At 73.3% G+C, this 8,337-nt stretch carries 7 protein-coding genes; 3 read left to right on the top strand and 4 right to left on the bottom strand.

Features of this window, described 5'->3' with window-relative positions:
• Positions 1-522 (top strand): amidase family protein (locus KME80_RS39660; RefSeq protein WP_246646507.1); only part of this gene is annotated, 522 nt, incomplete at its 5' end.
• A 25-nt stretch (positions 523-547) separates the two neighbouring features.
• Here KME80_RS39660 and KME80_RS39655 read toward each other — a convergent pair.
• The 4 genes from KME80_RS39655 to KME80_RS39640 all read right to left on the bottom strand — a co-directional run bounded on the left by KME80_RS39655 (position 548) and on the right by KME80_RS39640 (position 5,510).
• Positions 548-1,393: an aldehyde dehydrogenase family protein gene (locus KME80_RS39655; RefSeq protein WP_219514481.1), complete on the bottom strand. Its 846-nt coding sequence runs from the start codon at positions 1,391-1,393 to the stop codon at positions 548-550.
• Entirely contained in the window at positions 1,386-1,583 is a 198-nt protein-coding gene (locus tag KME80_RS39650) for a hypothetical protein (protein WP_219514479.1), read from the bottom strand. The genes KME80_RS39655 and KME80_RS39650 overlap by 8 nt, the downstream gene beginning before the upstream one ends.
• On the bottom strand, positions 1,573-3,033 hold the full coding sequence (locus KME80_RS39645) for an aldehyde dehydrogenase family protein (RefSeq protein WP_219514487.1): 1,461 nt from the start codon (positions 3,031-3,033) through the stop codon (positions 1,573-1,575). Before KME80_RS39645 ends, KME80_RS39650 begins: the two co-directional genes overlap by 11 nt.
• A gap of 98 nt (positions 3,034-3,131) precedes the next feature.
• Positions 3,132-5,510: a family 20 glycosylhydrolase gene (locus KME80_RS39640; protein WP_219514471.1), complete on the bottom strand. Its 2,379-nt coding sequence runs from the start codon at positions 5,508-5,510 to the stop codon at positions 3,132-3,134.
• A 168-nt stretch (positions 5,511-5,678) separates the two neighbouring features.
• Here KME80_RS39640 and KME80_RS39635 point away from each other — a divergent pair, with 168 nt between their 5' ends.
• Positions 5,679-6,848: an ROK family transcriptional regulator gene (locus KME80_RS39635; RefSeq protein ID WP_219514469.1), complete on the top strand. Its 1,170-nt coding sequence runs from the start codon at positions 5,679-5,681 to the stop codon at positions 6,846-6,848.
• Positions 6,845-8,329, top strand: coding sequence for a sulfatase family protein (locus KME80_RS39630; protein ID WP_308126115.1), 1,485 nt, complete (start codon positions 6,845-6,847; stop codon positions 8,327-8,329). The genes KME80_RS39635 and KME80_RS39630 overlap by 4 nt, the downstream gene beginning before the upstream one ends.
• Positions 8,330-8,337: the final 8 nt, after the last annotated feature.

The following is an 8,337-nucleotide window of genomic DNA, read 5'->3' as shown; positions in this document are numbered from 1 at the left end:
GCCGCCCGCCGCCTGCCGGCCTGGCTGGGCCCGGCCACGGTCGCCACCTGGCTCTGCCGCGCCGCCGACACCGTGCGGGCCGTCGCCGCCACGGCGGCCGACCGGCGGCGGCTGGAGCGCCGCACCCGGGCGCTGGCCCGCGCCGGCCGGGTGCTGGCCAGGCTCGGCCTGGACGGCCGCCGCGGCCGCGACCGCTGGGCCGGCTACGGCGCCGACCGCTGGTTCGGCGACGCCGACGTGCTGGTCATGCCGGCCCTCGCCGCGATCCCGCCGCGCGCCGACCGCTGGGGCAGGCGCGGCCTGGTCCGCAACGTGCTGGCCAACGTCGGGTACGCGCCCGCGACCGGCCCGTGGAACATGTGCGGCTGGCCCGCCATGACCGTGCCCGTCGCCACCCACTCCAGCGGCCTGCCGATCGGGGTCCAGCTCGTCGCCCCGCCGGGCGGCGAACCGCACCTGCTCGGCCTGGCCGCCCAGCTCCAGGCGGCCCATCCGCCGATCCGCCCGCCCGGCCTGTCCTGATGACGCCAGGCCGGCCCGACGAGCGTCAGACGCCCAGCGGGTGCCAGACGGTCTTCGTCTCCAGGAAACGGGTCATCCGCCCCAGCCCCGGGTCACCGCGCCAGTCCTCGGCCCGGGGGCGCAGGACGCGCTTGAGGTTCTCCGCCGCCTCCTGCTCGCAGCGCAGCGCCAGCTCCGGCTCGGCCACGCCGGTCAGGTCCAGGCCGTTGACGTCCATGTGCGCGGCCAGCCAGGGCGCGATCTCCGCCTGGTGCCCGGTGAGGATGTTGACCACCCCGCCCGGCAGGTCGGACGTGGCCAGCACCTCGGCCAGCGTGATCGCCGGCAGCGGGGCCGGCTCGGAGGCGACGACCACGCACGTGTTACCGGTCACGATGACCGGCGCCACCACCGACACCAGCCCGAGCAGCGGGTCGGCGGGCGCGACGACCGCGACCACCCCGGTGGGCTCCGGCGACGACAGGTTGAAGTACGGGCCCGCGACCGGGTTGGCGGTGCCGTGCACCGAGCTGATCTTGTCCGACCACCCGGCGTACCAGACGAGCCGGTCCACGGCCGCGTCGACGGTCTCCAGCGCGGCCTTCCGCCCGCCGCCGAGCTCGTCGGCGAACTGGGCACGGCGGCCCTCCAGCATCTCGGCGATCCGGTAGAGGATCTGGCCCCGGTTGTAGGCGGTGGCCCCCGACCAGCCGGGGAACGCCTTGCGGGCGGCCGACACCGCGTCCCTGGCGTCCTTGCGTGACGCGCGCGAGGCGTTGGCGAGGAAGTCGCCCTTGGGCGAGGTCACGGGATAGGACCTCCCACTCTCCGAGCGCGGGAACGCCCCGCCGATGAACAGCTTGTAGGTCTTGCGGACGGCCAACCTACTCATCGCCGCGCCCCCTCCACATGATCTCCTGGGACATCTCGACCGGCACGAACACCTGGCCGCACCGGCTCACGCCGCAGCGGTGGGCGTACCAGCCGGTGCGCACGGGACGCCCGGCGCGGGCGAAGGCATGGCCGCGGGTGGCCAGGGCGCGACGGGCCCTGCGGCGGCGGCTCCGGTGCTCACACGTCAAGGTAGGCCTCCAGCCCGAGCAGGCCGCCCTCGCGTCCGTAGCCCGACTCCTTGTAGCCGCCGAACGGCGAGGTCGGGTCGAACCGGTTGAAGGTGTTGGCCCACACCACTCCCGCGCGGAGCCGGTCGGCCATCCACAGGATGCGCGACCCTTTCTCCGTCCAGATGCCGGCGGACAGGCCGTACGGGGTGTTGTTGGCCTTCTCGACGGCCTCGGCCGGAGTCCGGAAGGTGAGCACGGACAGGACCGGGCCGAAGATCTCCTCGCGCGCGATCCGGTGGGACTGCGCGACGCCGGTGAACAGCGTCGGCGGGAACCAGAAGCCCTTGTCGGGCAGCTCGCACGCGGGCGACCAGCGCTCGGCGCCCTCGGACTCGCCCAGGTCGGACAGGCGGCGGATCTTGGCGAGCTGGTCGGCGGAGTTGATCGCGCCGATGTCGGTGTTCTTGTCGAGCGGGTCGCCCAGCCGCAGCGTGCCGAGCCTGCGCTTGAGCGCGGCCAGGAGCTCCTCCTGGATCGACTCCTGGACGAGCAGCCGCGAGCCCGCGCAGCACACGTGGCCCTGGTTGAAGAAGATGCCGTTGACGATGCCCTCGACGGCCTGGTCGAGCGCGGCGTCGTCGAAGACGATGTTGGCGGCCTTGCCGCCCAGCTCCAGCGTGAGCTTCTTGCCGGTGCCGGCGACGGACCTGGCGATGAGCCGGCCGACCTCGGTGGAGCCGGTGAAGGCGACCTTGGCGACGTCGGGGTGGGAGACGACGGCGGAGCCGGTCTCGCCCGCGCCGGTGACGATGTTGACGACGCCGGGCGGCAGCTCGGCCTGCCGGCAGATCTCCGCGAACAGCAGCGCGGTCAGCGGCGTCGTCTCGGCCGGCTTGAGCACGACCGTGTTGCCGCACGCCAGCGCGGGCGCGATCTTCCAGGCGAGCATGAGCAGCGGGAAGTTCCACGGGATGACCTGCCCGGCCACGCCCAGCGGCCGGGGGTCGGGGCCGAACCCGGCGTAGCCGAGCTTGTCGGCCCAGCCCGCGTAGTAGAAGAAGTGCGCCGCCACCAGCGGCAGGTCCACGTCGCGTGACTCGCGGATCGGCTTGCCGTTGTCGAGGGATTCCAGCACGGCCAGCTCTCTGGCGCGCTCCTGGACGATGCGGGCGATGCGGAACAGGTATTTGGCGCGCTCGGAGCCGGGCAGCGCGCTCCAGCCGTCGAACGCCTTGCGCGCGGCCCGCACCGCGCGGTCGACGTCGTCGGCGGAGGCCGTGGCGACCTCCGCCAGCTTCTCCTCCGTGGCCGGGTTGACCGTCTTGAAGGACGGCCCTGAACCGTCCACGAACTCGCCGTCGATGAACAGCCCGTAGGAGGACTTGAGATCGACGATGTCGCGCGACTCGGGCGCCGGGGCGTAGTCGAACACCGGCCTCTCGGGCACCGTCCGTTTCGGCGTTGCCATCATCGATCCAGAGTGAAGTATCGGAGCATCACAACTGCCAGCGTAGACGGTCATATGCACTGCTCCGAGGGGCCCGGCGCGGGGCCCCTCGGAGGTGCTCAGCGGACGGTCACCGTCACCCGTGCCTCGACCGGCGCCTCACCTGGCACGCGGACCGAGAGCGTGCCCGTGTAGGTCCCCGGCTCGTCGAAGGCGCGGGCCGAGGTCGCGGTGAACGCGGCGTTGATCCGCATGTCGGGGATGCTGGCCTCGCGGGTGGTCGTCAGCGTGACGTCCTCCTGCCGCCCGTCGCTCCACACGACGCCCGCCTTCAGGTCGGCGGCGGCGCGGCCGGGGGCGGTGACGGTCCAGGTCGCGCCGGACGGCTGCCCGGCGGCGACGGTCACCGGCTCGGCCAGCGCTTCCGTCCGCCAGGCCACGTCGGCCGTGGGGAAGAAGTTCGTCCCCTGGACGGTGAGCCTGCCGCCGGCCTCGGACAGGCGGGTGCGGAAGTCGGTGTAGTCGCGCTGCGCCTGCGGCGTCCAGCCGGCCTCGGCCGTGGCGATCAGCCGGGGGAAGCTGTAGTACTGCGCCTGGCCGACGCGGCGGATGAACTCGCCCCACAGCGCCGTCTCCACGCCCAGCACGCTGCTCTCCTGGATGCCGGGAATGTAGGCGCCCGGGTCCCAGTTGTAGTGCCGGTCCAGGCCGCACGCGCCGCCGCACGCCCAGGTGCCGCCCTGCGGCTGGCGAAGGTCCTGCTTCTGCGGCACGTACGTGTGCGGCGCCGGTGACAGGACGACCTTGGCGCCCCGGCCGTTGACGGCGTTCGCCACGGCCTGGCGGTTGCCGTTCCAGAACTGGACGACGGCGTTGTCCTGCGGCAGCGCGGTGCCGGCGTACTCGTTCCAGCCGGCGACGGTCTTGCCGAGCGCCGCGACCTCCTTGGTGAACGCGTCGACCATCCTGGTGTAGTCGGCGTGGCTGGTGACGTGCGCCTCGTCGCCGCCGATGTGCAGGTAGGGGCCGGGGGTCAGCTCGGCGATCTCGGTGAGCACGTGCTTGACGAACTCGTACGTGACCGGGCTGTCCGCGTCGAAGGAGGAGTAGCCGACCGCGCCCGTGCCGTTGTGCGGGACGGTGGTCTGGCCGGGCTGGAGCTGGGGCCGCGCGCCCGGGGTGTTGAGCTGCGGGATGGAGTGCAGGGCGGCGTTCGTGTGGCCGGGCATGTCGATCTCGGGGATGACGGTCATGCCGTTCTCGGCCGCGTAGCGGATGATCTCGGTGTAGTCGGCCTTGGTGTAGAAGCCGGTGATGCCCGGCTCGGTGCCCCGGTCGGTCATCGCGGTGGCGCCGCTGACCTCGGTGAGCAGGCCGTAGTCGATGCCGGAGGGGTTGTCCGCCGGCTGGTCCACGGCGATGCGCCAGCCCTGGTCGTCGGTCAGGTGCAGGTGCAGCCGGTTGACCTTGAACTGGGCGGCGGCGTCGATGTAGGTCTTGACCTCGCTGACCGGGTAGAAGCTGCGGGCGACGTCGAGCATCATGCCGCGGTGCGCGAAGCGCGGGTGGTCGGTGATCGTCACCGCGGGGATCGTCCAGGCCGCGGCGACGGGGGTGTCCGATTCGATCCACTGCGGCAGGAGCTGGCGCAGGGTCTGGACGCCGTTGAGCGCGCCGGCGGCCGTCGAGGCGCGCAGCGTGACCTGCCGGGGCGTGACGGTGAGCGTGTAGCCCTCGGCCTCGTGGCCCTGCGGGCCCTTGCCGTCGCCGACCTCGACGAGGATGGGCGCGGGGCCCCGGCCGTTGCGGACGACGGGCAGCCGGTAGCCGGTGGCCGGGCGCAGCGCGCGGGCCAGATACTCGGCGGGGGCCTGGGCGGCGGCGCCGGAGGCGAGCACGCGGGTGTTCCGGTGCAGCGCGAACGGCTCGCCGCCGGCCTCCTCGACGGACACCGGCTTGGGCAGCAGGCCGAGCGTGGGCGCGGGCGGAGCGGGCGGCGCGTCCCAGATCTCGAACTCGGAGATCGAGTACCCGTAGCTCGACCAGCGCTGGCGTCCCTGCATGCGCACGTAAGCGACCGGCCCGGCGGAGCGCACCTCGATGACGTCGGTCCGCGGGCAGGTGTCGCGCCGCACCGAGGCCACGTCGGTCCACGACGCGCCGTCCGCGGAGGTCTGCAGCACGAAGTCGCGGGCGCAGGCGTTGGGCCAGGTCAGCTTGACGTGGTCGACGGTGGCCGGCTGGGCGAGCTTGACCTGGACCCAGTTGTCGTCCTGGTACTTCGACGACCAGCGGGTGGCGGTGTCGCCGTCGTTGACGTGCGCGGCAGCGAAGTCGGCGCGGTCGAGCTCGACGCTGGAGGCGGAGGCGGCGCCCGCGAGGGCCAGGTTGGCTGGGGTGGCCTGGGCGGCGGCCTGGGCGGGGGCCGCGAGCAGCGTGGCCGCGAGCGCGGCTGTCAGCGCCGTCGTGAGGCGGCGGCCGGGACGGGTGGGGGGCATGAGGCTCCTTTCGGTAGCCCAGAGTGTGAGCCGCCTCACCCAATTACGTCAAGACTCTCCACATTAATAGGCGATCCCGCCCAAGCCAGGACCCTCGGTCCAGGCATATGGGCACATATTTAGTCCGAAGATTTGCACTTAATGCGGGCGGGACCCCATCATGGCCGCATGCCCAAGCCGACCGACGCGCTGCAACGGCTCCGCCGTGCCCACGAGGACGCCGTCCTCGACGCCCTGCGCTCGTCGGGTGCGCTGAGCCGTACCGACCTGATCCGGATCACCGGCCTGTCCCGCACCACGCTGTTCACGATCATTTCGGAGATGATCGAGCGGGCCTCGGTCGTCGAGACCGAGGCCCCAGCGACGGCCCGGCGCGGGCGCGGCCGGCCCGCCTCGCTCGTCACGCTCAACCCCGGAGCGGGCCAGCTCATCGGCCTCGACCTGGCCAGAAGGCGCATCCACCTGGCCGTCGCCAACCTGTCGCACCAGATCGTCGCCACCGGCATGGCCGACGTCCCCGAGGGCGCCGACGTACTGGAGCAGGCCGAGGCAGCGGTGCGGCTGGTCAAGCAGGTCAGCGGCGAGCGCGGCGTGCGCCTGGACGCCCTGGAGGCCATCGGCGTCGGCCTGATCGGCGGCGCCGGCGACCCCGCGCTGCCGCCCGCCCGCTACGCGCCCGTCAAGGACCGGCTGTCGCGCGAGTTCGGCGTGCGCGTCGCCGTCGACAACAACGCCAGGCTGGCCGCGCTGGCCGAGAGCACCTGGGGCGCGGCCAGGCCGGCCCGCGACATCGTGTACGCGCGCTGGTCGGTCGGGGTGGGCGGCGGCTTCCTCGTCGGCGGCCGGCTCGTGCGGGGCGCGACCGGCGCCGCCGGCGAACTCGGCCACATCTCGCTCGACCCAGCCGGGCCGCCCTGCCACTGCGGCTCGCGGGGCTGCCTGGAGCCGCGCATCGGCGCGCAGGCGCTGCTCGACGCCTGCGCCGCCGGCGGCGTCCGGCTCGACGGCCTCGACGCGCTGGTGGCCGCCGCCCGCGACCGGGTGCCCGCCGTGTGCGAGGTGATCTCCGCCGCCGCCGCCGACCTCGGGCGGGTGCTGGCCGACGCGGTGGTCCAGCTCGACCCCGAGCGGGTCGTCGTCGGCGGCGAGCTCGCCGCGCTGGGCAGCCTCGTGCTCGGCCCGATCCGCGAGTCGATCTCCCGCCTGGCCCTGCCCCGCACCCCGAGCACCGTCGAGGTCGTCCCCGCCGACCTGGGCGCCAGGGCGTCCGCGATGGGCGCCATCGCCCTCCTCCTCCACGACGAGCCGCCCACCCCCTTCCGAACGGAGAACGAGTGACCACCCCACGCAACGTCCTGTTCCTGATGACCGACCAGCACCGGGTGGACACCCTCGGCTGCTATGGCAACCCGCTGGTCCGCACCCCGGCGCTGGACGGCCTGGCCGCGGAAGGCACCCGGTTCGACCGCTTCTACACCCCCACCGCGATCTGCACCCCCGCGCGGGCGTCGCTGTTCACCGGGCTGCACCCGTTCCGGCACGGCCTGCTGGTCAACCCGGAGCGCAACGGCGGCGCCCGCGACGAGGTGGCCGACGAGCACCCCGTCATGGCCGCGCCGCTGCGGGCCGCCGGCTACAACCTGGGGCACGTCGGCAAGTGGCACATCGGCCGCGAGCGGGGCCCGGAGTTCTACGGCATGGACGGCGAGCACCTGCCGGGCGCGCTCAACCCGTTCCACCACCCCTCCTACGAGCGGTGGCTCAAGGAGCGCGGCCACCCGCCGTTCGCCGTGGAGCAGGCGGTCTTCGGCCGCGCAGAGAACGGCTCCGGCCGCGGCCACCTCATCGCCGGCCGCCTGCGGCAGCCGCCCGAGGCGACGATCGAGGCGTACCTCACCGACCGGACGCTGGAGCTGCTGGCGGACTACGCGCGCGACTTCCACCGCGACGGCAGGCCGTTCGTGCTCTCCTGCCACTGGTTCGGCCCGCACCTGCCGTACCTGATCCCGGACGAGTACTACGACCTCTACGATCCCGCGCTGGTGCCGCTGCCGGAGTCGATGGCCGAGACCTTCGACGGCAAGCCCGACGTGCAGCGCCGCTACTCCGAATACTGGTCGGCCGACCACTTCGACGCCGACGCCTGGCGCAAGCTGATCGCGGTCTACTGGGGCTACGTCACGATGATCGACGACCAGATCGGGCGCCTGACCGCCGCGCTGCGCGAGCACGGGCTCTGGGACGACACCGCGGTGATGTTCACCGCCGACCACGGCGAGTTCACCGGCGCGCACCGGCTCAACGACAAGGGCCCGGCGATGTACGAGGACATCTACCGCGTCCCCGGCATCGTCCGGGTGCCGGGGGCCGGGGCGCGGGTGGTGGACGAGTTCGCCACGCTGATCGATCTCAACCCGACGATCCTCGCCCTGGCCGGGCTGCCACCGCAGGAGCCCTGCGACGGCAGCAGCCTGCTCCCGCTCGTCGAGGGCGAGCCCGATCCCCGGCCGCAGGTGGTCACCGAGTTCCACGGCCACCACTTCCCCTACTCCCAGCGCATGATCCGGGACCGCCGCCACAAGCTGGTGTTCAACCCGGAGAGCGTGCACGAGCTGTACGACCTGGACAGCGATCCGCACGAGTTGCGCAACGTCTACACCGCGCCCGCCTACGCGGCGGTCCGGCGTGACCTGACCGTGCGGCTCTACCGCGAACTGCTGCGCCGCGGCGACCCCGCCTCCAGCTGGATGAGCTACATGGCCGACATCGGCGGGGGCCGCGCCCCCGACGTCGACGGCGTCGCCGACGAGGTGGCCTGAGTGCCGCC

This window comes from Nonomuraea ceibae (assembly GCF_019396325.1).
In the GTDB taxonomy this organism is placed as follows: domain Bacteria; phylum Actinomycetota; class Actinomycetes; order Streptosporangiales; family Streptosporangiaceae; genus Nonomuraea; species Nonomuraea ceibae.
Note: the sequence above shows the minus strand (reverse complement) of the source record. Positions and strands in the feature narration are given on the sequence as shown.